This is a genomic window from Arthrobacter sp. DNA4 (assembly GCF_024362385.1).
Taxonomy (GTDB): Bacteria; Actinomycetota; Actinomycetes; order Actinomycetales; family Micrococcaceae; genus Arthrobacter.
Genome location: NZ_CP101466.1, coordinates 3,050,759 through 3,074,408 on the forward strand (window position 1 = coordinate 3,050,759; position 23,650 = coordinate 3,074,408).

Here is a 23,650-nt window from a genome sequence, read left to right on the forward strand (position 1 = left end):
GCGTCCGCTGTGTGTAGCGTGGTGCCATGACTTCTTCTGATGGCACGTCCCTGGTTTGGCTGCGCGATGACCTGAGGTTGGACGACAACCCGGCCCTCGCAGAGGCCGCCGGTCGGGATGCGCCGCTTACAGTGGTTTACGTCCTGGACGAGGAGTCCGACGGCGTGCGGCCCCTTGGTGGGGCAGCGCGCTGGTGGCTGCACCACTCCCTGGCCGCACTGTCCGCCGACCTCGAAAGCAAGGGATCCCGCCTGGTACTCCGGCGTGGCCCCGCCGGCGACGTCATCAGGGACCTTGCTGTCCGGACGAAGGCAAGCCACCTGTTCTGGAACCGCCGTTACGGGCAACCCGAACGGACTATCGACGCCGGGCTCAAGGAGTGGGCGGCCGGGAACGGGATCGAGGCCGCAAGCTGCCAGGCGAACCTGCTCTTCGAGCCCTGGACAGTGAAGACGGGGGCGGGCGGGCCCTACAAGGTGTATTCGCCCTTCTGGCGGGCGTGCCTGGCATCCCAGGACATCCGTGACCCCTACGAGGCGCCGGACGCGTTGCCCGGTCCCGCGCCTGCCGGGAAGGGCCTTCCTGCCAGTGACACGCTCAGCAGCTGGCAGGCCCTGCCCTCCAAACGCGATTGGAGCGCCGGACTGGCCGCCACGTGGGTGCCCGGTGAAAAAGGCGCCCTGGACCGGCTCGAGGACTTCCTGGACGGGCCCATCGAGGAGTACGGGACGGGCCGGAACCTGCCCGGCACCGAGGGCACCAGCCGACTCTCACCACATTTGCGCTTCGGTGAAGTGAGCCCGTTCCGCGTGTGGCGCGAGATTCGCCGCCGGCATCCCCGCGAGGTCCCTTCCGACGTCGGCACCTACCGGGCCGAACTGGGCTGGCGGGAATTCAACTGGCACCTGCTGTACCACAACCCCGACCTGGCGACCCGCAACTTCCGGCCCGCCTTCGACAAATTCCAGTGGGCCTCCCCCAGCCGGCAGGAGCTGGCCGCGTGGCAGCAGGGAAACACCGGCTACCCGCTGGTGGACGCCGGGATGCGGCAACTGTGGCAGACAGGCTGGATGCACAACCGGGTGCGCATGGCCGCCGCGTCATTCCTGGTCAAGAACCTCCTGACCGACTGGAGGGTCGGGGAGGAATGGTTCTGGGACACCCTGGTGGATGCCGATGCCGCCAACAACCCCGCCAACTGGCAGTGGGTGGCTGGCTCGGGGGCGGACGCCTCGCCCTATTACCGGATCTTCAACCCGGTGACCCAAAGTAAGAAGTTCGACGCCGACGGCAGCTACCTGAGGGCCTTCATCCCCGAACTCCGGGAACTCAAAGGCAAGGAAATCCACGAACCGTGGGCGGCGGATACCGACGGATACCCCCAGCCGCTCGTGGACCTGCCCGGGTCGCGGGAACGGGCCCTGGACGCCTACCAGAAGCTCAAGGACGCCTGACGTCGCCCCCGCGGCGCTGCCCCGTCAGCGGCTGACCTTGCCCATCAGGGACGCGATGGGCCGCAGGAAGACCGGCCGGGCCAGGAACCAGGCCGCCACCATGACCGCCACGGAGGCGAGGAATACCCAGAAGCCAAACCAGCCGTCGTCGTCGCGGACCCCGTACATGTGGTTCAGGTTCCGCAGTGCGCCCGTGGTGAGCACCAGGAAGACGTGGACCACGATGAAGGCCACAAAGTAGATCATTACCGGGAAGTGGACGGCACGGGCCCATTCGATGGGGAACGCCTTGTTGAGGCCGGTTGCCTTCTTGGGCCAGGCTCCGGACATCCGCAGGCCCGTGATGAACGAGAGCGGCGCCGCGATGAAGACGGTCACAAAGTATGCCAGCAGCTGCAGTGCGTTGTAGTTGATCCAGCCGTCCTCGGTGGGCCAATCCAGCGACGCGTACTGCAGCGCGGCTGAGAGCGCGTTGGGGAAGACGTCCCAGCTGGTGGGGACAATGCGCATCCACTGCCCGGTAGCGAACAGCAGGACCGCGAAGATGAGCCCGTTGAGGATCCAGAGGGCATCCAGGGTCAGGTGGAACCACAGTTCGAGGCTGATCTTGGTGGGCGCGTTCCTGGTGCGGATCAGGCCCTTGTTGTTCCTGGTCCAGTACCCGCTGGGCCGGGTGGTGGTCCGGACCTGCCACCCCGTCCGGATGATCAGGAGCAGGAAGAACGCATTGAGGAAGTGCTGCCAGGCCAGCCAGGCGGGGAATCCCACGGGCGCGTTGTCCGGCAGTTCGGACCGGCCCGGGTAGTCGGCGACAAAGGATGCCACGGCCGGCAGTCCGATGAGCAGCCTGGCCAACAGCACCACCAGGACCAGTGCCACGAGGACGGCGGGAACCATCCAGTAAAGCCGGGACCGCTTACCCGTCGCGGAGCCGGGCTTCTTCGTGGGTGTGGCCATCGAACAACATACCTCTCAGGAATGACGGGGGGCTGCCCGCAGATCGCGGGACCCTTCGAAAGAGAATACTAGGAACTGGGCGCATCCAAGGAAAAGAAAGGCCCCGCCCGGCGTAACTGCCGGTCGGGGCCTTCATAAGTTGCGGGGACAGGATTTGAACCTGTGACCTCTGGGTTATGAGCCCAGCGAGCTACCGAACTGCTCCACCCCGCGTCGCTTGATCAACACTACCCTACTTTCGCGGCCGCCCTCACCACCACACCACGAGCCCGCCGTCACCGGTGAACCCACCCGTGAACCACAGCGCCCGGGAAAGCAAAAGAACCGGGCAAAGCGAAAGACCCGGACATTGTTTCCAATGTCCGGGTCTTTCCTCAGTTGCGGGGACAGGATTTGAACCTGTGACCTCTGGGTTATGAGCCCAGCGAGCTACCGAACTGCTCCACCCCGCGTCGCAAGAACTACTTTACCGGGAGGTGAACCGCAGGCCAAATCGTGGCGGCGTGACGTCCGTTACGCCGCCCGGCACCCAGCCCCGCGGGGACCGGGTGCCGGGTGCCGCCGTCGTACTACTGCCCTGCCGACGGGGACGGGGACGGGGAGGACGAAGGCGATGCCGAGGCAGCGGGGGCCGGGCTGGCCTCCGGAGCAGTGACCGGAATCTTGGCCTCCGCGTCCATCGCCTTCTTCAGCGCGGCCGCAACCTTCTTCTGCGCGTCGCCATAGGCAGCGAAGTCGCCGGCTGCGAGCGCCGTTTGGCCTGCCTGGATGGCGGCGTTTGCCTCGTCCAGGGCCGCCTTGAGCTGGGCCTTGGCGTCCGCCTCTGCGGGAGTGGCAGGCGCTGACGGACCGGCCGGTGTCTGGCCATTGTTGGCCGAATCCCCCGCGGCCGCACCGGAATCCCCACCGAAGAGCTGCTTGAGGGCTGCATCAAGTGTGGGCGCGAAGCCCACCTTGTCGCCGAAGGCCACCAGCACACGCTGCAGCGTGGGGTATGACGTCTCACCGGTCGACTTGAGGTAGACCGGCTGGACGTACAGGATGCCGCCGCCCACCGGCAAAGTGAGAAGGTTGCCGTTCAGCACGTCGGACGCGCCCTGCCGCAGCAGGTTGAGTGCCTGCGACACAGTGGGATCCGAGTTGAACTTGTTTTGCGCCTGCCCCGGACCGGGCACCTGTGTTTCCGGCGGGATCTGCAGCAGCCGCAGCTTTCCATAGCCGTCAGCCTTTAGCCTGGTTGCCTGCATCCGAATCAGCGGCGAGGAAGCCGTACAGGACGTTGCGCGCATTACCGTTCACGATCTGTGGGATAAAGGACGACGTCAGCTGGAACGCCGGCTTCTGCTGGTCCGGCATCTGCAGCGACATGTAGAACGGCGGCTGCTTTACGTCGGTGTCCACGGTGGGGTCAGCCGGCGTGCTCCATGCGTCGTTGTTCTTGTAGAAGCTGGTGGGATCGGTGACGTGGTACTGCCCCAGCAGCTCGCGCTGGACCTTGAACAGGTCCTCCGGGTAGCGCACGTGGCTCATCAGCGCACCGGACATCTCCGAATACGGCTTCAGCGTTGAAGGGAAGACCTTCTGCCAGGCCTTGAGGACGGGGTCGGTGTCGTCCCAGGCATACAGGGTGACCGAGCCGTCATAGGCATCCACCGTAGCCTTGACGGAGTTGCGGATGTAATTCACCGTGCTGTTCGGCAGGGCCACGGCGCGGCCCGAGCTCGTCTGGGAATCGGCAGTGGCATCAGACAGGGACTTCTGCTGCGAGTAGGGGAAGTACTGGCTGGTGGTGTAGCCGTCCACGATCCACTTGACCCTGCCGTCCACCACAGCCGGATAGGCGCCGCCGTCAACAGTCAGGTACGGTGCCACCTTCTGGACACGCTCGCGGGGGTTGCGGTCGTAAAGGATTTGCGACTCCGGGTTCACGCCATCGGAGAGCAGCAGATCCGAGGACTGGAACTTGATGGCGTAGAGGATCTTGTTGAAGAACGAGCCAACGTTCGGCCCGCCATTGCCCTTGAAGGTGTACTGGGTTTCCCCCTCGCCTTCCTTGCCGGAGGGACGGTCCTGCTCGCGCGGCGTGGCACCGTCGGGAGCCCCCACGATCGAGTACTCGGGCGAGGATTCACCGAAGTAGATCCGCGGTTCGTAGGTGGTGTCGTTGCCCAGCACGCCGGTGGACGGAATGCCGGACTGCAGGAACTCAGGCTTGCCGTCCACGGTGAACTTGTTGCCCTTGGCCGCCACCACACCGTAGCCGTGCGTGTATACGACGTGCTGGTTCAGCCAGCCCTGCTGGTTGGTTGCGACGTTCGTGGGGTTCAGCTCCCGCACGGCGATCACCGTGTCCTGGATCTTGCCGTCCACCTCGTACCGGTCCACGTTGAGGGCCTTGGGGAACTGGTAGTAGGGGCGGTACTGTTCCAGCTGCGCAAAGGCGTCGGAGATCAGGTTCGGGTCCAGGAGCCGGATGTTCGCCGTGGTCTGCGCGTCAGGTGCAAGTGCCCCCGTGCTGGCGGTGTTGGTGGCGTCATAGCGGGTTTCCTGGATGCCGTCCAGGCCGTAGGCCTTGCGGGTGTTCTCGATGTTGCGCTGGATGTACTTGCTTTCCAGGGTCTGCTCCGACGGGCGGACCTGGAACTGCTGAATGACCCACGGGTACACGCCGCCGGCCAGGATGGAGGTGATGACCAGCATGGCCGTGCCGATCACGGGAAGGCGCCAGCGGCCGATGACGGCTGCAACGATGAAGAGGATGGCCACCAGGACGGCAGCGACGGCGAGGATGGCCTTGGTGGGGATGACGGCGTTGACATCGGTGTAGAGCGCACCGGCCCAGCGGCCGCCGTTGCTCTGCACGGACGAGTAGCGGTCCAGCCAGAAGTTGACACCCAGGAGCACCAGGAAGGCGGCACCGATGACGGCGATGTGAATCTGCGCTGCGCGGCTGGTGAACACGCCGCGCTCCATGAGCCGGATGCTGCCGTACAGGTAGTGGGTGAGGATGCCGGCGATGCCTGCGATCACCACCACGCTGATGAGGAACCCGGTGACGAACCCGAGGAACGGCAGGGTCATCAGGTAGAAGCTGATGTCCATGTTGAACTGCGGATCGGGCTGGCCGAAGCCGACCTGGTTGAAGAACAGCAGGACTTTCTGCCACTGGCTCGCGGCCGCGCTGCCCGCAAAGAGGCCGAAGAGGACCGGCAGGCCGATCATGACAATCCGGCGGACCGGCTCGAGCTGGGCCTGGTACCGGTTGAGGTTGTCCCGGATCTCAGAGTCCGGGGCGTAGACGGGCCGGGCGTTGTAGGCAATGCGGATGGAGAAGAAAACCGCCGCGAACATGATGGCGAAGCCGGCTGCGAAAGTGGCGATCTTGGCAAGGTTTTCGGTGACGAAGACCTCGAGGAAGCCCAGTTGCCGGTACCAAAGGACGTCGGTCCAGACGTTGGCGAAGAAAATGAAGCCCACTACCACCAGGGCAACGACGATGAGGGTGGGCGTCAGGGCTCCCCGTCGCGATGGGGGCCTTCCTGTGGACGTGGTGCTGGCGGGACGGGACAAACTGGGTACCTCATAGCTGGTCGTCGAAACATTCGAAGCGTGCGAGCGACGTACGGTACCGGTCAAACGGCTGGTTTCGTCCGTCATCAGTGCCACGAGTGGCGGTAAAGCTTAGTTCCTGTCGAAACTGTTTGGGCCCAGTCTATGCATGGCGCAGGCGGCCTATTTCCCCGTGCACGCCGGAAGTGCGGATGTGTCCTGCCCGCTCCCGGCCAGTTCCACCGCGTGCCGCGCTTCTGCGAGGTTCTCCACGCGGACCACCTGGAGTCCGTCGGGGATGTGTCCGGCAACCTCGTCGCAGTTGGCGGCGGGCGCCAGGAACAGGGAGGCTCCGGATGAGCGCGCACCCCGCATCTTCTGGCCGATGCCGCCAATGGGGCCCACCGCACCGTCCGGCGAAATGGTGCCGGTGCCCGCGATGTGCTTGCCGCCGGTGAGGTCGCCCGGCGTCACCGTGTCGATGATGCCCAGCGAAAACATGAGTCCGGCGCTGGGGCCACCCACCTTGTCCAGGGAGATCTGCACCTGGAAGGGGAAAGTAAACAGGTACTTCAGCATGACGCCGAGAATGAAGCGGCCCTGGCCGTTGTCCTTGGGCGTCACCTCGAGGGCAACAGGCTGGCCGTCGCGTTCCACCGTCACCGCGGCCGGGGCCCCCTTGCCCGAAGCCAGTTCATCCTGGATGACGGAGAGTGAGGTGATCTCCTTGCCGTTGATGGACTTGAGGATGTCGCCCTGCTGGATCTTGCCCGCAGATGCCGAGTCCTTGGACAGGCCCGCGGCCTGGAGCTGCTGGCCGAACGGAATCTTGAGTTCGTTCAGGGCGGAGGCCACCGCGTTCTCCTGGGACGTGGCCATGGCCACCGCACTCTGCTCCTGGGCCTCCTCCTTGGTGGTTCCCGTGGGATAGATCAGTTCCACCGGGTAGACGGCCTTGGAGTTGTCCAGCCACGCGGAGAAGGCGTTAAGGATGCTGACGGAGCCGGTGGGGCCGCCGTCGACATACACGGTGGTCAGGTCCAGGCTCCCGGCAGCGGGATAGGTCTCGTGGCCGCTGACATTGATCACCGGATGCCCCTGGCTCTCCCCCAGCGTGTTGTAGGTGGGCCCGGGCGACTCGATCACGTAAGGCACCGGAAGGGTGCCCACGGCAATCCCCAGCCCCAACGCGGCCAGCCCGGCAACCATCATGGTGGAAAGCCGCCTGCCCGGGCGTCCGCCGTCGGCCGCCCTGACACTGCTGCCCGCGCCTGCCACGCCGCTTCCGCCCGGGCTTTCCGGCGGACTGCCGGCCCCGAAGGGTCCGGGGCTGGAGAAGGGGGAAACGTCGGGAACGTGGTCCTCGGAGGAGTGGCCGCCACGGGTTGTAGTCACCCCACCAACAGTACGCGGTGGCGGCGCGCCGGGGGGCTTTGCCTAGAGCGAACGACGGCGGCGGGCGGCAGACAGCCGACCCCCACCGGGGTACCGTGAAGGTTGATCAACAGTCACACCATCGATCGGCGGGACCATGACCTCCAACCCACTCAATCCGTCCAACGGCGACGACACCCCCAAGGATCCGTTGACCGAAATGCTGCAGAACCTGATGGGCGGCAAGGGGATGGAAAACTTCGACCCCTCCGAACTCGCCAAGGCTGCCGGCCTGCCGGACGACCCCAACCTGCTGGCCCAGATGTTCTCCCAGGTGCAGGCCATGATGAGCGCACCGTCCGAGGGGCCCGTCAACTGGACGCTGGCCCACGACAACGCCCGGCGCGTAGCCGCCGGCAGCTCCGACCCGTCGGTTTCGGCGCAGCAGTCCCGGGAGGTGGACGAGGCCCTCCGCCTCGCCGAGCTGTGGCTGGACCCGGTCACCGACCTGCCCGCCACCGGCCTGATCGGCAAGGCCTGGTCGCGCGCGGAGTGGGTGGAGGCCACCCTGGGCACCTGGAAGCGCCTGACCGAACCCGTGGCCAACAGCATCGCCAATGCGCTGTCCTCCGCCATGACGGAGCAGATGCCGGAAGAGATGAAGTCCATGATGGGCGGCGCCTCCTCCATGCTGCAGAACATGGGCGGCGCGATCTTCGGCATGCAGCTGGGCCAGGCCATCGGCGCCCTGTCCAAGGACGTGGTGAGCTCCACCGACATCGGCGTCCCGCTGGCCGACCTTGAAATGGCACTGCTGCCGGCAAACGTTGCCGCCTTCGGCGAGGGCCTGTCCCTGCCGGAGAACGATATCCGGCTGTTCCTTGCCGTGCGGGAAGCCGCCCACGCCCGGCTCTTCGTGCAGGTTCCCTGGCTGCGCGGACACCTGCTGGGCGCCATCGAGGCCTACGCCCGCGGCATCCACATCGACACCTCGCGCATCGAGGAACTCGCCCGCGACCTGGACCCGAGCAACCCGGAGGGCATCCAGGAGGCATTGTCCCAGGGTGTGTTCATGCCGCAGCGGACCCCGGCGCAGGAACAGGCCCTGGAGAAGCTCGAAACGGCGCTCGCCCTGGTGGAGGGCTGGGTGGACGAACTGACTGCGGCGGCCACCGAGAAGGTGCTGCCGTCGGCCGGGGCGCTCCGGGAAACCGTGCGGCGACGCCGGGCAACGGGTGGTCCCGCCGAGCACGCCTTCGCCTCCCTGGTGGGGCTGGAGCTGCGGCCGCGCAGGCTTCGGGATGCCGCCACCCTCTGGGCCACGCTGAAGGACGAACGCGGCATCGAGGGCCGGGACGCCATCTGGCACCACCCCGACCTGCTGCCCACCGCCGAAGACCTGGACGATCCGAAGGGCTTCAGCTCACGCCGCAAGCTCGCCGAGGCCAGCGACAGCGAAGTTGACGACGCCCTGCAGAAACTGCTCAGTGGCGGGTTTGACGATACTTCCGCTGAAGAGGGCGGAGCAGCGGACACCAAAGATGCCGGGGACAAGGACGACGACGGCGAAACCGGAGAGCCCAAAAACTGACACCCCCAGACGCCGATAAAGACCCCGGTGGGCCAGGAAGTCCTGGCCCACCGGGGTTTTTAACGCCCGATCGGTGTTCCGGACATGGGCTGGCCGGCCTCGCCGCTGCCGGCCGTGCCGTCCTTGTCCAGCCCCTCCAGCCCCCGGGAAGTGGCGAACGAGACGCCCTCCAGGAATGCTTTGGCCCGCGGAGTTTCCGGGTAGGCCTCCAGCAGCTTCCAGAATGCGGCGTTGTGCGAAGCCACCAGGAGATGGGCCAGTTCGTGCAGCAGGACGTAGTCGATGACCCACTGCGGCATGGGCCGCAGTTTGTCCGACAGCCGGATGGTCCCGTCGGCCGGCGTGGCGGAGCCCCACCGGGAGTTCTGGTTGCTGACCCAACGGACGGACGTGGGCGCCGGCCTGCCGCCGAGGTACTGTGCCGACAGCTGTGCGGCGTGGGCTGCAAGGGCATCATCGGTAGCGGGGCGGCGCCGGCCGGCTGCAGCCCGCCGCTCCCCCTGCTTGTGCAGCTTCGCCAGCATCCGCTGCACCCACTCCCGCTCTTGGGCAGCAGTGAAACGGGCCGGAATGGCGACCACCGCCGTGCCGTCCTCCCAGAACGCGGCCACCGTCCGCGTGCGCCTGGCAGAACGCCGCACCTCAACCGGGGAACCGTGGGATGTGGTCAGTGATGCTGCCTGCTGCGTGCTGCTGCTTGCCGGGCTGCCCCGCCTCACAGTACGGAACTTTCGACAAGAACCCGGAGGACGTCTTCCCCGTACTTTTCCAGCTTTGACGGGCCGACGCCCGCGAGGCCGGCGAGCTCCTCCAGCGATGCCGGCCTGGCTTCGGCAATGGCGGTGAGGGTGGCGTCCGTGAAGACGACGAACGCGGGGACATCCGCCGACTGGGCCACCTCGCGGCGCCAGTTGCGCAGGGCGTCAAAGGTCTGTTCCTCGTAGGTGGGGGGACAGGCGTTGCAGCGGCCCACCTTGCGTTCGGCCCCGGTGGCGAGCATGGTGCCGCAGACCCGGCACACAGCGGGCGCGGCAGCCTTTCGGCGGGGCGGGGTTCCCTTTCCGCGGGCACTTGAACTTGCCACCGAGTCAGGCCGCAGCCCGTCCAGGAACCGGGACGGCTTCCGGTTGGCGCGGCCGCCGGGGGTCCGGGCGGTGCTCCACGAGAGGGACAGGTGCTCACGGGCCCGGGTGATGCCGACATACAGCAGCCGGCGTTCCTCATCCACCGATTCGGGAGAGTCCGCGAAGGAAATGGGCATCAGGCCCTCGCTGAGCCCCACCAGGAAGACCGCGTCCCATTCCAGGCCCTTGGCTGCGTGGAGGGAAGCGAGCGTCACGCCTTGGACGGTGGGCGCGTGCTGGGCCAGGGAGCGTTCCTGGAGTTCGTTGACGAAATCCGCCAGGCCAAACTCTGGACCGCGGCTTTGGACGAGTTCATCGGCGAGCGCCACCAGCGCCGCGAGCGACTCCCACCGCTCACGCAGGGCTCCTCCGCTGTGCGGGGCAGAATCCGTGTACCCGAGCGACGAGACGATGTCCCGGACCAGCTGGCCCAGTGGTTCCGGCGTATCGGTTTCTGAAACGGCCCGGGTGGCTGCGCGCAACTGGAGGATGGCGTCCCGGACCTCCTTGCGGGCGAAGAAGCGTTCGCCTCCCCGGAGCTGGTAGCCGATTCCTGCCGCCGCAAGCGCCTGTTCGTAGGCTTCGGACTGGCCGTTGGTGCGGAAAAGGACGGCTACCTCGCTGGCGGGAGTCCCGGCGTCGAGCAATGCCTTGATCTTCTGCGCCACCGTGGCGGCTTCGGCCTCGTCATCCGTGCATTCGGTGAACTGGGGGGCCGGCCCGGCGGGGCGCTGCGCCACAAGCTGAAGGGGGGCTGCCCAGGCGGCGTCGGCGGCAGGGCCACCACTCCGGCGGCCGGCCAGCAGGTCATTGGCCAGTTTCACCACCTGCGGGGTGGACCGGTAGTCCCGGACGAGCTTGACTACATTGGCCTGCGGATAGCGGGCTTTGAAGTCCAGCAGGTGCCTGGGCGATGCGCCGGTAAAGGAGTAGATGGTCTGGCTGGCGTCGCCCACGACGCACAGTTCGTCACGGCCGCCGAGCCAGAGCTCCAGGAGCCGCTGCTGCAGCGGGGAAACGTCCTGGTACTCGTCCACGACGAAGTGCCGGTACTGTTCCCGGACCGTTGCAGCAACCTTCTCATCTTCCTGCAGGATGCCCACCGTGATCAGCAGGACGTCCTCGAAGTCGATCACATTGCGGTCGGTCTTGACGTCCTCGTAGGACTGGAAGACGCGGGCCACCGCAGTAAGGTCGAACCCGCCAGGAGCGCCCCTCCCCTGCGCGTTTTCAAGGTAATTGGCCGGCGTAAGCATGGACACTTTGGCCCACTCGATCTCAGAGGCAAGGTCACGGATGGAGGCCCGGTCCGTGCTGAGCCGGAGCCTCCGGGCGGCCTCTGCAATCATCTGGGCCTTGTGGTCCAGGAGGTTGGGCAGGGTGCCGCCCACGGCCTGGGGCCAAAAGAACTGCAGCTGGCGCAAGGCTGCGGCGTGGAACGTCCGGGCCTGCACATTTCCGGCACCGAGGTCGCGCAGCCGGCTTCGCATCTCTGCCGCCGCCCGGGCAGTGAAGGTCACGGCGAGCAGGCGCTGCGGGCTGTAGACGCCCGAGTGGACGCCATAGGCAATCCGGTGGGTGATGGCACGGGTCTTTCCGGTTCCCGCGCCGGTCAGCACGCACAACGGGCCGCTCAGCGTACTGGCCACCTCACGCTGTTCTGCGTCAAGCCCCCCAAGGATCCGGTCCTCAAGGGAGGCTGCTCCGTCAAAATTTTCTGTAGTCACTTCTGCTGCTTTGTTTCTCGACTACCGCATGCTGGAGTCTGGTGGATGGAATAACTTAGTCGCCGGTCCGGTCCTGGATCCGGCCGCCGTACCAGTGCTCAATCAGGGAGCGGGCAATGGAGAGCCTGCTGGAAATGGTGATCTCACCACTGAGCACCGCTTCCTGGAGTTCCTCGCGGCTGAACCAGCGGGCCCTGGTGACCTCCACGCCGTCGGGCGTTGCCTGGGTGTCCTCGGTGACGGCGGTAAATCCAAGCATAAGGGAGGCCGGGAACGGCCACGACTGCGAGCCGAGATACTGGCAGGCGGTGACCCGGACGCCCACCTCTTCCTGGATCTCGCGGACCACAGCTTCCTCCAAAGACTCCCCCGGCTCAACGAACCCGGCCAGGGTGGAGTAATTCCGGGCGTCCACGGGGCCACCACCGCCAAGGAGCAGCCGGCCGTCCGGGCCGACGACCGTGACGATGATGGCGGGGTCGGTCCGGGGATAGTGTTCAGATTTGTCTGCCGGGCACCGGCGTACCCAGCCGCCGGCTTCAACGTCCGTTGGTGTGCCGCAGCGGGGGCAGTGTGTGTGGGCTGCATGCCAGTTGGCGATGGCGCTGGCTTCCACGAACAGGGCTGTGGAGGTGGCGGTCAAGGCTGCTGCGACGTCCCGAAAGCCGGCCCAGGAAGCGTCTGCGGGAATACCGGCCGTGCCGGGTTCCGGAGGAGCAGGCAGGACGAACAGCAGCAGCTCGGTCCCCGCCGGAACGTCCGAAGCAGGCAGGGCGGATCCGAGGTACACCACGAGCTCCGGCGCTGATCCCGCCTCTTTGAGGTGTGCCAGGAGTTCCCTGGCCCCGGTCAGGACCAGGTTGCTGCCGCGCACCAGGCCTTGCCGGCCTGACAGCACTGCGGCCACCGCGTCCGGCCCGGCCAGCAGGTCATCAATCATCCCGGCCCTGATGCGGGCGGCTGATCCGCGGTCCACCAGTGCCGGCCTCACCGGGAGCAGGGTGTCCACCAGATGGTTCGCCGGCAGCGGCGCCGGCACAGCCTGATGGACGGTTACAGCGGACTCCGTGTGGCTCATGCTTCCACCGTACTGACTGCTACAGACATTTCACATTTTGGCCGGGCCCCATCCGCCCCGGGGTGCCCCCTAATTCCAGCTATCTCGAGACTCGCCGCGGCCAGACCGCCGTCTGGGACGGCGCGCAATCTACCGTGGAACGGTGAGAAGAAAACCGATTGAACTGGCGGCGATTGCAACCGCGGCAGTCCCCGGACTGACCCCGACAGCTGTTAGCTCTGCGCCGGACGACCCCGCGGACTTCGACTCGGCCCTGCTCCTCGATTCCGAAGGCAAGCGCTGGCGGGTCCGGTCGCCGCGGCACGCCGAAGCCAGCGCACGGCTGGAAACGGAGTTCCTGGTGCTGCGCGCCTTCGCTCCCGCCGTCCGGGCCGAACTGCCGTTCCTGATGCCAACGGTCGCCGGCAGTGTCCGGTTGGGAAGCCTGACCACATTCGTCTACTCGCACCTGTCCGGGAGCACGCGCAGCGTGGAAGAGCTGACCTCCGGACCGTCAGGCCTCGCCCGCGAAATCGGTTCCGCGCTGGCCGCGGTCCATGACCTCCCCCGGTCGCTGGTCAGCAACGCCGACCTCCCCAGCTACACCCCCAATGAGTTCCGCCAACGGAGGCTGAACGAACTGGACCAGGCGGCAACGACGGGCAAAATCCCGGCCGCACTGCTGCGCCGCTGGGAACATGCCATGGAGGACGTATCCCTGTGGCGGTTCAACCCCTGCGTTGTCCACGGCGACCTGCACGAGGACAACCTGCTGGTGGAGTCAGGCCGGGTGACTGCGGTAACCGGTTGGACGGACCTGCGCATCGGTGACCCCGCAGACGATTTCGCCTGGCTGGTGGCCTCCAACGAACAGGACTTCATTGATGCCGTACTGAAGTCGTACACGTCCAGCCGCCGCGACGTGCCGGACCAGCACCTGCTGCGCCGGGCCGCCCTGTCAGCCGAGTTCGCCCTGGCGCAGTACCTGGTCAAGGGCCTGGCGGCCGTCGACCACGACATGGTCAGCGAGGCCGAGGGAATGCTCGAGAGCCTTGCCAGCGACATCGCCGAATTCGGCGGCCAGCCGATCAGTGTGGAGCCGCTGCCGGTCAAAGGCACTCCCGCCGCACCTGCAGCAGCCGCACCCGCGGCGGCCGGAACGCCGGCTGCAGTCCCGGCCCCCTCACATGGCAGTTCAGCGGTCAGTCCCGCAGTGACGGTCATCCCGGTCCCCGTCGAACCGGCAGCAGATGCCATGCCGGATGTCCCGTCGCCGGCAGCAGTTCATGCACAGCCCGCCGTCCACGTGGCCCCTATCCCGGTGGAGCCAGCCGCGGGTGCTGAGGCCGCGGAGGTGCGGGCCGGAGAAACCAAGGCGGCGGACGACACGTCCACGGCAGCCATCTCGGTCATCAACGCGAACCGGAGCTGAGCCCGACAGGCCGGGCCCCCTGAGGCACCACCGTGGTGTTCCCCAGGTGTGGGCCCAGCCTCAAGGCCGGGTAATCGCAGCGGCAACGATTCCCTCCAGGTCGGCCGCCGTCCCCAGGTCGTGCGGCCGCACTACTGCGTTGTCAGCAACGTAGAAGAATGCCGCCCGCACCTCCTCCAGCGGAACATCCTTGAGGCGCGCCCAAGCCAGCCGGTAGACCGCCAGCTGCACCGACCGGGTCTTCAGCTGCTCTGCCGACGGCCGCCGGCCGGTCTTCCAGTCCACCAGATCCCAGCGGCCGTCAGCGTCCTGGAACACTGCGTCCACCCGGCCGCGCACCACCACTTCGCCCACCCTGGTTTCCACGGGAACCTCAACGAAAGCCGGTGACCTGTCGGCCCACGGGGAAGCCTTGAAGGTGGCTACCATCTCATCAAGGTCGTAGGCAGCATCGATATGGTCGTCCGAACCCGGTGCTTCGCCGAGGTCCAGCATGCCGGCCTTTCCGAAATACTCCTCTACCCAGGCGTGGAACGCCGTGCCCTTCCGCGCCGACATGCCCGGTTCGCGTGGCACAGGGCGGCGCAGGCGGCCCAGCACTGCCGTGGGGTCGTCTCCAAGGTCAACAAGGGTGGAAGCCGATATATGGGTGGGCAGGTGCACATCCTGGCCGCCTGACCTCCTTGCCCTGCGCTCCAGCAGCAGCGCAGCTTCGCGTGCCCAGCCTGCAGCTGCCCCCGTGAGCCCGGGCAGTGATCTGTCTTCCTCTCCGGGCTTGCCTGCCTGCCCTGTCCCCTCAGTCCGAAGCAGCCGGGCAGAACCGGCGGCCAGTATTCCGAGCACCTGCTGCGCCGCCGTTTCCATGGCTGTCCTGCGCCCGCTGGCCAGGCGCAGGCGTTCACCCGTCCGTGGGTCGACAGGTCCTTCAAGAGGATCGTAGGGCCAGCGGGCTTCTTCCGTTTCCAGCGTCAGCGGGCTCTGTTGGGGCAACGCTGCCTCTTCCAGCGACAACGGATGGACAACAGTAAGCACCCTGGATCCGCCATCAGCCGGTTGCGTGAGGGCTTCCAGTTCCGCGAGGAACGGGGACATTTCCGCGCGGCCGGCCCGCGATCCCACCCAGGCGGCACTGGACACCCACAGGACATGTTTGGCCCTGGTGTAGGCAACGTAAGCCAGCCGGCGTTCCTCCGACTCGCCGTGGGCCTGCACCCCGGCTTTGTACTCTTTCTCGGCATCCAGCCAGCCTTTCTGGTCCGGCTGGTCGAGGTCCCACTGCGGCAGGTCTGCCCGGTCCCCACGAAGCGGCCATGGCAGGGCAGCAGAACCGCTGCTCCAGCGGGAGTCCCGGTCGCTGGGAAAGGCGCCCGCGTTCATGCCCGGAACAAACACGACGTCCCACTCCAGCCCTTTGGAAGCGTGCACCGTCAAGAGCTGCACGGCTTCCCGGTTGACGTCGCTGGCCGTCGCCTCCAATCCGTTTTCCTCCGCCGACGCAGCCTCAAGCCAGGACAGGAAAGCGAGGATGTCCACCCGTTGGGAGGTGCGGAGGAACCCTGCAGCCGCATCCTGGAAGGCGTCGAGGTTGCGGCGGGCCTGGTGAATGCTGATTCCGGGGCGGGCGGCGACCTCGATGTCCAGCAGCATGGCCCTTTCGACCTCCCCCAGGAGCGTGGTGAGGTCGTCCCCGAGGTAGCCGCGCAGTTGCCGCAACTCGGCTGACAACCTGGCAAGCCTGCTGCGCGCCTCCGGGCTGAAGGTGCGGCCATTGGACGAGGTCCATCCGTCCCGGGGCAGGAAGTCCAGGGCCTCCACCAGGCTGGCTCCGTCGGTCAGGTCACCCTCAAGGACGGGGGCATCTGCTTCCTCGTTGTCATTGTCCTGGACGTCGTCGTCGAACCCCTGTGCGGCCTTCCCCCGGCTGCGTGCCAGCTGGCTGGACCAGTCGCGCAGGGCCATGAGGTCGGCAGGTCCTATCCGCCACCGGGCACCTGCGATAAGCCGCATGAGGGCATCAGACCGGCCGGGGTCTGCAAGGACGCGCAGCGTGGCCACCAGGTCCACGATTTCCGGAGTGTCCAGGAGGCCGCCGAGGCCCACGATTTCGTAGGGGATGCCCCGGGCCTCAAACTGCCGCCGGACGGGCTCCATCTGCGCGCGCCGGCGGCACAGCACGGCGAGCGCCGGGGGCTCCGGTGTACCGTCCGGCTTCAGCTCGAAGTCCGTCACGCGGTACCGCAGGACATCGTCAGCCAAGGCAGCAGCTTCCTGCACGTCGCTGGCGAAACGCCCCAGCACCACGGTTCCGTCCACGGCGTGGGGGCTCGGTTGCAGCGGCGGCACTTCAGCAGCAGCCGGCCTGCTTCCGGCAGGTCCATGATGTGCAGCTGTCCGGCCCAGGGATTGGGACATGACGTTGGCAGCTGCGAGGATCGACCGGCCGTTCCGCCATGCAGTGGTCAGGTAGGAGGTCGGGGCGGGCGCCCAGCCGGTTCCTTCCCCCGCTCCCCCGGTGCGCACGGGAAACTCGCGAACGAAGTGGAACAGCTGCCCCGCCGAAGCGCCGCGAAAACCATAGATCGACTGATTGGGGTCGCCGACCGCCGTCACGGCATGGCCGCCGCCAAAAAGGCGGGAGAAGAGGACCAGCTGGGCATACGACGTGTCCTGGAATTCGTCGAGCAGAACCACCTTGTACCTTTGGCGTTCCATCTGGGCCGCCAAGGGAACATCCTGCGCCACCTTGGCAGCGAGGGCCACAAGGTCGCCGAAATCGAGTGCCCCGCGGGCCCGTTTGGCGGCGGCGTAGCGGCCCACCATGTCGGCGACGCTTGCCCGGGTCCGCAGCATACCGCCGAGGTCCAACGCGGCCTTTGGCGTGTTCCTCTTCTTGTCGGCCAGGTACGGCAGGGATTCAAACTCCGAAAGACGCGCCATCAGCCACGCTTCCACGTCTTCGGGTTCCTGAAGGTGTTCGGCGCATTCACCGGCCAGTTGGATGACGGCCTTCACCAGGGTGGACTTGGCCGCACGGAAGTGCTGGTATTCGCCGTCGTAGGCTTCAACCACCTCGCTGGCAAGCTGCCAGGCCTGCGCACCCCCCAGCAGAACCACGTCCCGCTCCACCCCAAGCCGCAGCCCGTAGTCGGAAACGATGCCGCTGGCGAATGAGTGGTAGGTGGACACCTTGGGCTCCAATGCGTCACTGCTGACCAGCCCTGCCGGGAATAGCTCCCGGTGGTCGTCCTTCGCGGCAAGACGCTGCAGCGCAAGGAGTTTTGACCGGATCCTGCTGGCGAGTTCACCCGCAGCTTTGCGGGTGAAGGTCACGCCCAGGACTTCCTCAGGGGTGACCCATCCGTTGGCCACCAGCCATACCACCCGGTCGGCCATGGTGGCGGTCTTGCCCGATCCGGCGCCCGCGATGACCAGCCGGGGCGCCAAGGGGGACGAGATGATGGCGGATTGCTCGGGCGTGGGGGTGTTCTTCTCGCCGAGCAGCAAGGACAGTTCTTCGGGGCTGAAACGCACGGCCGGGGTGGCCTCCGCAGTAGGGAGTGCCCCACTCATTCGGTCACCTGCCGTCCACGCACACACAGCGGGCACACCTCGGGAAGCCGGCAACCATGACCGCCGTGGCTGCCCTTGGCGGGATCGTGCCGGGCAATGAATTCACTTCCACCCATGACGGCGGCGGCCTCCTTGACCATATCCAATGCCCAGTTCTCCTGTGGGTCGAGTGGTTCCTGCTGTTGGATGGCGGGACTTTTTGCCCCGGTCCCGAGCTGCGCCAGCACGGCCCCGCCGGACAGGCCCTGGCCGCCGCCGGAGGCGTCAAACCCGCCGGCGAGCACTGCTGCCTGGTAGGCGCCCAGCTGCGGATGGCGGGACAGTTCGTCCTTGCCCGGCTGCCTCTTCCCGGTCTTGAGGTCCACCACCACCAGCCGGCCTTCCCCATCGATTTCCAGCCGGTCCACCTGGCCGCGGAGCACGGACTCCCGCGGCGGAGCTTCATCCACCGCCACTCCGCCGAGGGCCACTTCGAAGTCCTGTTCAACACCCAGCAGACTGCGGCCCTCGTCTCTCATGGACAGCACATACTGCGCCAGCTTCCGCACCATGGACTCGGCGCGCTGGAAGTCCAGCCGGCCCTCCCAATTGTCCTTCATGCCCAGCGCGGGCCACCGGCGCACGAGTTCAGCAACGTACTCGGATCCGGATGCGTCCGGCATGTCCTGCGCGATTGCATGCACCAGGGTGCCCAGGCTTCGGGCGAAGTCTGTGGCAGGCTCCCCTCCCGCTGCCTGGACGAACCAGTCCAACGGCGACTTCTGCACCGTTTCCACTTTCGACGGGGACACGGACACGGTTCCCCCGGGCGGGACCACAGCCTCGGAGGTGGTCAACGGGGCGAGTCCCCACCAGCTGCCAGGGTGGGCTCCGGCCACGGCTGGTTCGGCCGCTGCGAGATGCGCCAGGACCCTGGCGGCTTCCGCGGCTTGCGGCGCCGCGGCGTCGAGCTGGGCATGCTGCCTGAGCTCCGCCACCAGGGCGCGCAGCGTCATGGGCCGTTCCACCTGGGTGAAAGCCCGGCCCTCGCCCTCCGGTCCCAGTGGTGAAACAAAATCCAGGAACGATGACGGTTGGTGGTCCTCCGACGAAACCGCCGTGCAGACCAGCAGTTCGCGTGCCCTGGACACCGCAGTGGAGAAGCTGCGGAGTTCGTCATAGCGGATATCCCGCAGACGGCTGAGGGGATCGCGCTGCAGGGCGTATTCCGGGCCGTGTTCCACGGCATCCGCGTACAGGGTGCTGCCGAGCAGTTCACCGCGGAGCCTCGTATTGGGCCACACCCCCTCCTGCAGCCCGGCAATGATCACTACGGGCCACTCCCGCCCTGCTGCACTAGCCGGCGTCATCAACTCCACAGCGTCATCGAGCTGGGCCCGGGCTGCGAGGGTGTCCATGGGAAGCTCCTGGTTGAGGAGGTACTCCAGGAACTGTTCGGGGCCGGCGCCGGGCATTTGGTCCACGTAGCGTTCCGCGGTGTGGAAGAGCGCCATCATGGCATCAAGGTCGCGGTCAGCCCGCGCCCCGTGCGGTCCTCCCGACAAAGCTGTCGCTGTCCAGGCCGACGAGAGGCCCGTTGAGTCCCAGAGCGCCCACAGTACCGACTCGGCATTGGCACCCGGCAGTCCGGCTGCTTCCCGGCCCGCACGGATCATCCGCGCCGTGCGCCGTGCAGCGCGCCCTTCGATCCCCAACGCGCCCAATGCTCCCGGCTCAAGCAGGGCCTGGACCAGCAGCGCATCACTGGCGCGGCCCCCGCCGCCCAGGAGTTCCTCGCGCCGCAACGATTGCCGGAGCCTGCGCAGCTCAATGGAGGTAGCGCCGCCGATGCGGGAGGTGAGGAGGGACACCGCGGCTTCGGGCGTCAAAAGCTCCGGATCCAGCGCAATGGCGAACGCATCGAGGAGCGGACGTACAGCTACCTCATCGCGCACCGCGGATTCAGCCACGGGCACCCGCACGGGAATGCCCTGCCCGGACAAATAGCGCTGCAACTCGCTGACCTGGCCGCCGTTGCGCACGATCACTGCCATATCCGCGAGATCTCGGTTGTGGTTTATGTGCTGGTCCAGGATCCGCTGGGCAACGTACCGCAGCTCATGCACCGGAGTAGGGACAAGGTGGGCCTCGACCCTGCCGGGTTCACCAGCATGGCCGGGCCGGCTGAGGCGGCGGGCCAGTTGGCCGCCTGCCCGCTGTGAGATGCGGCCTGCGACGTTCAACCACGCCTCTGCCACTGCAGGCGCCAGGCCGTGGGCGTGCCACAGCGGACGCTCGAGGACCGTCGACTGGGCTGACAGCAGCCGGGGCAGTTCAGCCACCAAGTCCGGCCGGGCGCCCCGGAATCCCTGGACCACAGTGTCCGGGGACGACGTCACGTAGCAGTCTTTACCGGCGGCGATATCCGCCAGCAACTCGAAGATGGCGGGGTTTGCTTCCTGGATATCGTCCACCAGGACAACCTGCAGCCTGGCACGTTCCGCTGCGAGGAATTCGGGCGCGTCCTGGAAGATCTGCCGGGCGGCTGTGATGATACCGGCGGGGTCGAAGGCTTCGGGCATCCGCAGGTCAAGGACGTCCCGGTACTCGGCGTAGAGGCGCGCCGCCGCCTTCCAGTCCGGCTTACCGCAGGAGTCCGCCAGTTGCGCAAGGTCCTCAGCCGTGCGGCCCGATTCAATGATGCGGTCAAAGAGTTGCCGCACCTCCTGGCGGAACCCCCTGGTTTCCAGGGCGCCATCAAGATCGGACGGCCACGGCAGTTCCAGGCCCGGCAGCCTGTGGCCCTCAAGGAGTTCCTTGATGATGAGGTCCTGTTCAGGGCCTGACAGCAGGCGCGGCGGCCTGGACAACGGTATGACGCCTTCAGCCTTGGCGCGGCGGATCAGGTCGAATGCGTACGAGGCCCATGTCCTGGCAGGAGTGGTGCTGAGGCTCCTGTCGAGCCGGGCAGTGAAACGGTCCCGCAGGAAGTCGGCAGCAAGCCGGGTGGGCGCAAGGATCAGCATGCGTTCTGGATCCACGCCGTCGCGGAAGACCCGTTGGACCGCGGCCTCGACGAGGACGGTGGTCTTTCCCGTGCCTGGTGCACCCGGAACCAGGACCGGTCCGGAACCTTGGGTGACGTCAACTGCTGCCTGCTGGTCAGGTGTGAGCACGGGTGACTCGGCGTGCACCCGCCGGGGCGGCAGCAACCGGAGGGCGGTGGTGGCCTGCGCGGCGCTCCCGCCGTCCGGGCTTCCGGGCACGGGGAAAGCCGGCTCCCTGCCTGCTTCCGGCTCCTGCCGGTGCGGGTCCCAGGGTCCGGTCAAAGGAATTGTTACGGTCACAAAATCATTCCATCATCAGGCACCGACAACCTGTGGAGCCGACGCTCCAGTTCCTCGGCAACTGCGTCGATACTGTCAAAATCACTGTCTGTTGGCGCCCAGCGTGCCGTGCCCAAATCCACCCGCCACCGCCCCTCCCCCGTGCGGAGATAGGAACTGTAGTCGCCAACCAGCGGGGTGCCTTCTTCAAGGTAAAGCAGCAGGGCCTCGGCCTCGTGCCCCGGGGGTGCGTGGCCGCTGGCCTTCAGGACGCGCCACCAAGGGACGGCGCCACCATGGTGGCTCATGACGGAACCGACCTGGCGTGGGCCGCCCGCACCCAGGAGCTCGGCAACGTCCCCATAGGATACGGCCGCCCCCGGCGGTACCAGGCCCACGACGGCCAGGACCGCTTGGACGTACTCATTCCGCATTGATCCAATCTAGCCGCAGTGGCGTTCCCCGGAATTGTCGGCGGGTCCCCTTAGCGTTGAAGCATGAGTTCCTGGAACACCCTCCCCCGCGCAGCCTTCGATCTGGAAACCACGGGCCGCAACTCGCGGGCGGCAAGAATTGTCACGGCATCAATCACCGTAGTGGACCACCAGGGTGAGGTCATCAAGGAGCATGAGTGGCTGGCCGATCCGGGGGTGGAGATACCTGGGGAGGCCAGCGACGTCCACGGCATCACCACCGAACAGGCCAGGCGTGACGGCCGCCCTGCCCATGAGGTCACGGGTGAGGTCGCCGCCGTCCTGCAGGAGCTGTTCGATTCCGGCACTCCGGTGATCGCCTTCAACGCGAGCTACGATTTCACTGTCCTTGCCGCCGAGTCGGCACGGTACGGGATTCCGCAGCTGAGCCGCTTCCCGGTCCTGGATCCCTACATTATGAACAAGCAGGTTGACCGCTACCGCAAGGGAAAGCGGACACTCACCGCACTGTGCGAGGAGTACGGGGTGGTCCTGGACAACGCGCACACTTCCGCGGCGGACGCCCTGGCAACCCTCAGGGTGCTGGATGCCATGGCAGGCAAGTTTCCCAAGCTGATGATGCTTACCAGCCAGCTGCACCAGCTTCAGGTGGACTGGGCGGTCAGCCAGGCATCGGACTTCCAGGAGTACCTTCGGAAGACGAAGCCGGCCGCTGTCATTGAGGGAGACTGGCCGGTGTTGCCGCCGCAGGATGCCACGACAGGTGGCTTCTAGGGGCGCTCCTGCGCTCACCGTTTTTGGGAGGCATGTCACAGTCACGCCGCTTAACAAAGTTTCGGGTTGCAGGCCGGGCATCGTTCGTTGGGATGGAGTTATAACCCTGCAACTGCTTGGCCCCGCGCCGCAGGGACGGAATTATATTTGGCTGGAATGCGCCTAACTTCCGTTTTGTTCACCTCACGTGCGGTATTCACTCAAGTGAGACAATAAAGTTTTGCGGTCACCCCTGCCCCGGACAGCTGGACCAGCGCCGGGCAGGTGCCAGGCGCCACAGCGCTGCCTTGCGGCCCGGTCGACTTATGCCTCATATGAAAGTGACAACCTGATGAACATCAAAGCGTTGAAGTGGCTCAGGACCGTTCCTGTTGCCCTGGCCCTTGCGGCATCCCTGGCCGCCTGCGGCGGCGGTTCCTCCCAGCCCAGCGGCTCCCCCACGGACGCACTGAAGGGCAGTGACCAGCAGACGCTGGACAAGTACACCACCGCCGATGTCACCCCCCTCGACAAGATTGATAAGAGCAAGCTCGGCCTCGTCACCGAGGGCACCCTGCGCGTGGGAACGTTGTCAGACGCCCCACCCAATATCTTCGTTGATTCCTCGGGCAAGTTCACTGGCTACGACAATGAGCTTCTGCGGGCGATGGCCGACAAGCTGGGGCTCAAGGTCGAGTTCGCCTCCACCAAGTTCCAGGCGCTTCTCAGCCAGGTAAAGAACAAGCAGTTCGACGTGGGATCCTCCTCGATTTCCACCACGGACGCCCGCCGTGAAACGGTTGCCTTCACCAATGGTTACGACTTCGGTTACATGGCCCTGGTGACCAAAGAAGACGCCAAGGTTCAGACGTTCGCGGAACTGAAGAGCGGCCTGCGCATCGGCGTCGTCAGCGGCAGCGTCCAGGAAGACTACGTCAAGAACACCCTGAACATTGAGCCTGTTTCCTTCCCCGACTACAACACCGTTTTCGCCAGCCTGAAGAGCGGGCAGGTGGACGCATGGGTGGCTCCGTCCCAGCAGGCGACCGGCCAGGTCAAGCCCGGTGACGGCACGAAAATCGCCGAGAAGAAGCTCAACACCCAGAACTTCACCGCTTACGCCGTTGCCAAGGACAACCCTGCCCTGCTCGAAGCGCTGAATTCGGCCCTTGATGCCATAGTCGCCGACGGCACCTGGTCCAAGCTGACTGCCGAGTGGTACACGGACCGCCCGACGGCTGCCGAGCAGACCCCCGAGGGTTGGAAGCCGGGCAGCAAAGCCGTCAAGATCCCAACGAAGTAGACACCAGCTACCCAGAAAAG

General features: G+C 66.5%; 13 protein-coding genes, 2 tRNA genes and 1 pseudogene. 5 read left to right on the plus strand and 11 right to left on the minus strand.

Annotated features, from left to right (window positions below):
- Nucleotides 1-26: 26 nt before the first annotated feature.
- The gene (locus tag NMQ03_RS14005) at nucleotides 27-1,454 is read left to right on the plus strand and encodes a deoxyribodipyrimidine photo-lyase (RefSeq protein ID WP_255172688.1); all 1,428 of its coding nucleotides are present in this window, start codon (nucleotides 27-29) and stop codon (nucleotides 1,452-1,454) included.
- Between the two features lie 24 nt (nucleotides 1,455-1,478).
- Here the strand turns inward: NMQ03_RS14005 and NMQ03_RS14010 are convergent, their stop codons facing one another.
- From NMQ03_RS14010 to NMQ03_RS14030, 5 genes and pseudogenes are all read right to left on the minus strand, one after another.
- Nucleotides 1,479-2,411, minus strand: a complete 933-nt coding sequence (locus NMQ03_RS14010; protein ID WP_255172689.1) for a cytochrome b/b6 domain-containing protein — start codon at nucleotides 2,409-2,411, stop codon at nucleotides 1,479-1,481.
- Nucleotides 2,412-2,550: 139 nt separating this feature from the next.
- Nucleotides 2,551-2,624 (minus strand) — tRNA-Met (locus NMQ03_RS14015).
- 165 nt (nucleotides 2,625-2,789) lie between these two features.
- Nucleotides 2,790-2,863: transfer RNA gene (locus tag NMQ03_RS14020), tRNA-Met, on the minus strand.
- Between the two features lie 117 nt (nucleotides 2,864-2,980).
- Nucleotides 2,981-5,981 (minus strand): annotated as a pseudogene (locus NMQ03_RS14025) (UPF0182 family protein).
- 162 nt (nucleotides 5,982-6,143) lie between these two features.
- On the minus strand, nucleotides 6,144-7,355 hold the full coding sequence (locus NMQ03_RS14030) for a PDZ domain-containing protein (RefSeq protein ID WP_255172690.1): 1,212 nt from the start codon (nucleotides 7,353-7,355) through the stop codon (nucleotides 6,144-6,146).
- A gap of 136 nt (nucleotides 7,356-7,491) precedes the next feature.
- On the opposite strand from NMQ03_RS14030, the gene NMQ03_RS14035 reads away from it, so the two are divergent.
- Entirely contained in the window at nucleotides 7,492-8,925 is a 1,434-nt protein-coding gene (locus tag NMQ03_RS14035; RefSeq protein WP_255172691.1) for a zinc-dependent metalloprotease, read from the plus strand.
- Nucleotides 8,926-8,984: 59 nt separating this feature from the next.
- On the opposite strand, the gene NMQ03_RS21220 is transcribed toward NMQ03_RS14035, so the two are convergent.
- The 3 genes from NMQ03_RS21220 to nudC are packed head-to-tail and all read right to left on the minus strand — an operon-like array spanning nucleotide 8,985 to nucleotide 12,854.
- A complete protein-coding gene (locus NMQ03_RS21220; protein ID WP_369693184.1) occupies nucleotides 8,985-9,644 on the minus strand; it encodes a YgjP-like metallopeptidase domain-containing protein in 660 nt (219 codons plus the stop codon).
- Complete coding sequence (locus tag NMQ03_RS14045) at nucleotides 9,641-11,776, minus strand: ATP-dependent DNA helicase UvrD2 (RefSeq protein ID WP_255172692.1); 2,136 nt, start codon at nucleotides 11,774-11,776, stop codon at nucleotides 9,641-9,643. The genes NMQ03_RS21220 and NMQ03_RS14045 overlap by 4 nt, the downstream gene beginning before the upstream one ends.
- A 55-nt stretch (nucleotides 11,777-11,831) precedes the next feature.
- On the minus strand, nucleotides 11,832-12,854 hold the full coding sequence (gene nudC / locus NMQ03_RS14050; RefSeq protein WP_255172693.1) for an NAD(+) diphosphatase: 1,023 nt from the start codon (nucleotides 12,852-12,854) through the stop codon (nucleotides 11,832-11,834).
- 142 nt (nucleotides 12,855-12,996) lie between these two features.
- Between nudC and NMQ03_RS14055 the strand changes: the two genes are divergently transcribed.
- Complete coding sequence (locus tag NMQ03_RS14055; RefSeq protein WP_255172694.1) at nucleotides 12,997-14,265, plus strand: macrolide 2'-phosphotransferase; 1,269 nt, start codon at nucleotides 12,997-12,999, stop codon at nucleotides 14,263-14,265.
- 60 nt (nucleotides 14,266-14,325) lie between these two features.
- On the opposite strand, the gene NMQ03_RS14060 is transcribed toward NMQ03_RS14055, so the two are convergent.
- Genes NMQ03_RS14060 through NMQ03_RS14070 form a run of 3 tightly spaced genes read right to left on the minus strand, consistent with a single transcriptional unit; the run spans nucleotide 14,326 to nucleotide 21,574 of the window.
- Nucleotides 14,326-17,835 carry a UvrD-helicase domain-containing protein gene (locus NMQ03_RS14060; protein WP_255172695.1) on the minus strand — a complete coding sequence of 1,170 codons (3,510 nt, stop codon included), beginning with the start codon at nucleotides 17,833-17,835 and terminating at the stop codon, nucleotides 14,326-14,328.
- Nucleotides 17,832-21,161 carry an ATP-dependent DNA helicase gene (locus NMQ03_RS14065; RefSeq protein WP_255172696.1) on the minus strand — a complete coding sequence of 1,110 codons (3,330 nt, stop codon included), beginning with the start codon at nucleotides 21,159-21,161 and terminating at the stop codon, nucleotides 17,832-17,834. The genes NMQ03_RS14060 and NMQ03_RS14065 overlap by 4 nt, the downstream gene beginning before the upstream one ends.
- Nucleotides 21,158-21,574 (minus strand): MGMT family protein, encoded by a 417-nt coding sequence (locus NMQ03_RS14070; RefSeq protein WP_255172697.1) that lies wholly within the window; start codon nucleotides 21,572-21,574, stop codon nucleotides 21,158-21,160. The genes NMQ03_RS14065 and NMQ03_RS14070 overlap by 4 nt, the downstream gene beginning before the upstream one ends.
- A 63-nt stretch (nucleotides 21,575-21,637) precedes the next feature.
- Between NMQ03_RS14070 and NMQ03_RS14075 the strand changes: the two genes are divergently transcribed.
- Both NMQ03_RS14075 and NMQ03_RS14080 read left to right on the plus strand, forming a co-directional pair.
- Nucleotides 21,638-22,348 carry a 3'-5' exonuclease gene (locus NMQ03_RS14075; RefSeq protein WP_255172698.1) on the plus strand — a complete coding sequence of 237 codons (711 nt, stop codon included), beginning with the start codon at nucleotides 21,638-21,640 and terminating at the stop codon, nucleotides 22,346-22,348.
- Nucleotides 22,349-22,679: 331 nt separating this feature from the next.
- Complete coding sequence (locus NMQ03_RS14080; protein WP_255172699.1) at nucleotides 22,680-23,630, plus strand: ABC transporter substrate-binding protein; 951 nt, start codon at nucleotides 22,680-22,682, stop codon at nucleotides 23,628-23,630.
- The last annotated feature ends 20 nt before the right edge of the window (nucleotides 23,631-23,650 follow it).

What these genes read in the sequence shown, in the direction of transcription:
- NMQ03_RS14005 (WP_255172688.1), top strand. Translation starts at nt 27, where the DNA reads ATGACTTCTTCTGATGGCACGTCCCTGGTTTGGCTGCGCGATGACCTG.
- NMQ03_RS14010 (WP_255172689.1), bottom strand. Translation starts at nt 2,411, where the DNA reads ATGGCCACACCCACGAAGAAGCCCGGCTCCGCGACGGGTAAGCGGTCC.
- NMQ03_RS14035 (WP_255172691.1), top strand. Translation starts at nt 7,492, where the DNA reads ATGACCTCCAACCCACTCAATCCGTCCAACGGCGACGACACCCCCAAG.
- nudC (WP_255172693.1), bottom strand. Translation starts at nt 12,854, where the DNA reads ATGAGCCACACGGAGTCCGCTGTAACCGTCCATCAGGCTGTGCCGGCG.
- NMQ03_RS14060 (WP_255172695.1), bottom strand. Translation starts at nt 17,835, where the DNA reads ATGAGTGGGGCACTCCCTACTGCGGAGGCCACCCCGGCCGTGCGTTTC.
- NMQ03_RS14070 (WP_255172697.1), bottom strand. Translation starts at nt 21,574, where the DNA reads ATGCGGAATGAGTACGTCCAAGCGGTCCTGGCCGTCGTGGGCCTGGTA.
- NMQ03_RS14075 (WP_255172698.1), top strand. Translation starts at nt 21,638, where the DNA reads ATGAGTTCCTGGAACACCCTCCCCCGCGCAGCCTTCGATCTGGAAACC.
- NMQ03_RS14080 (WP_255172699.1), top strand. Translation starts at nt 22,680, where the DNA reads ATGAACATCAAAGCGTTGAAGTGGCTCAGGACCGTTCCTGTTGCCCTG.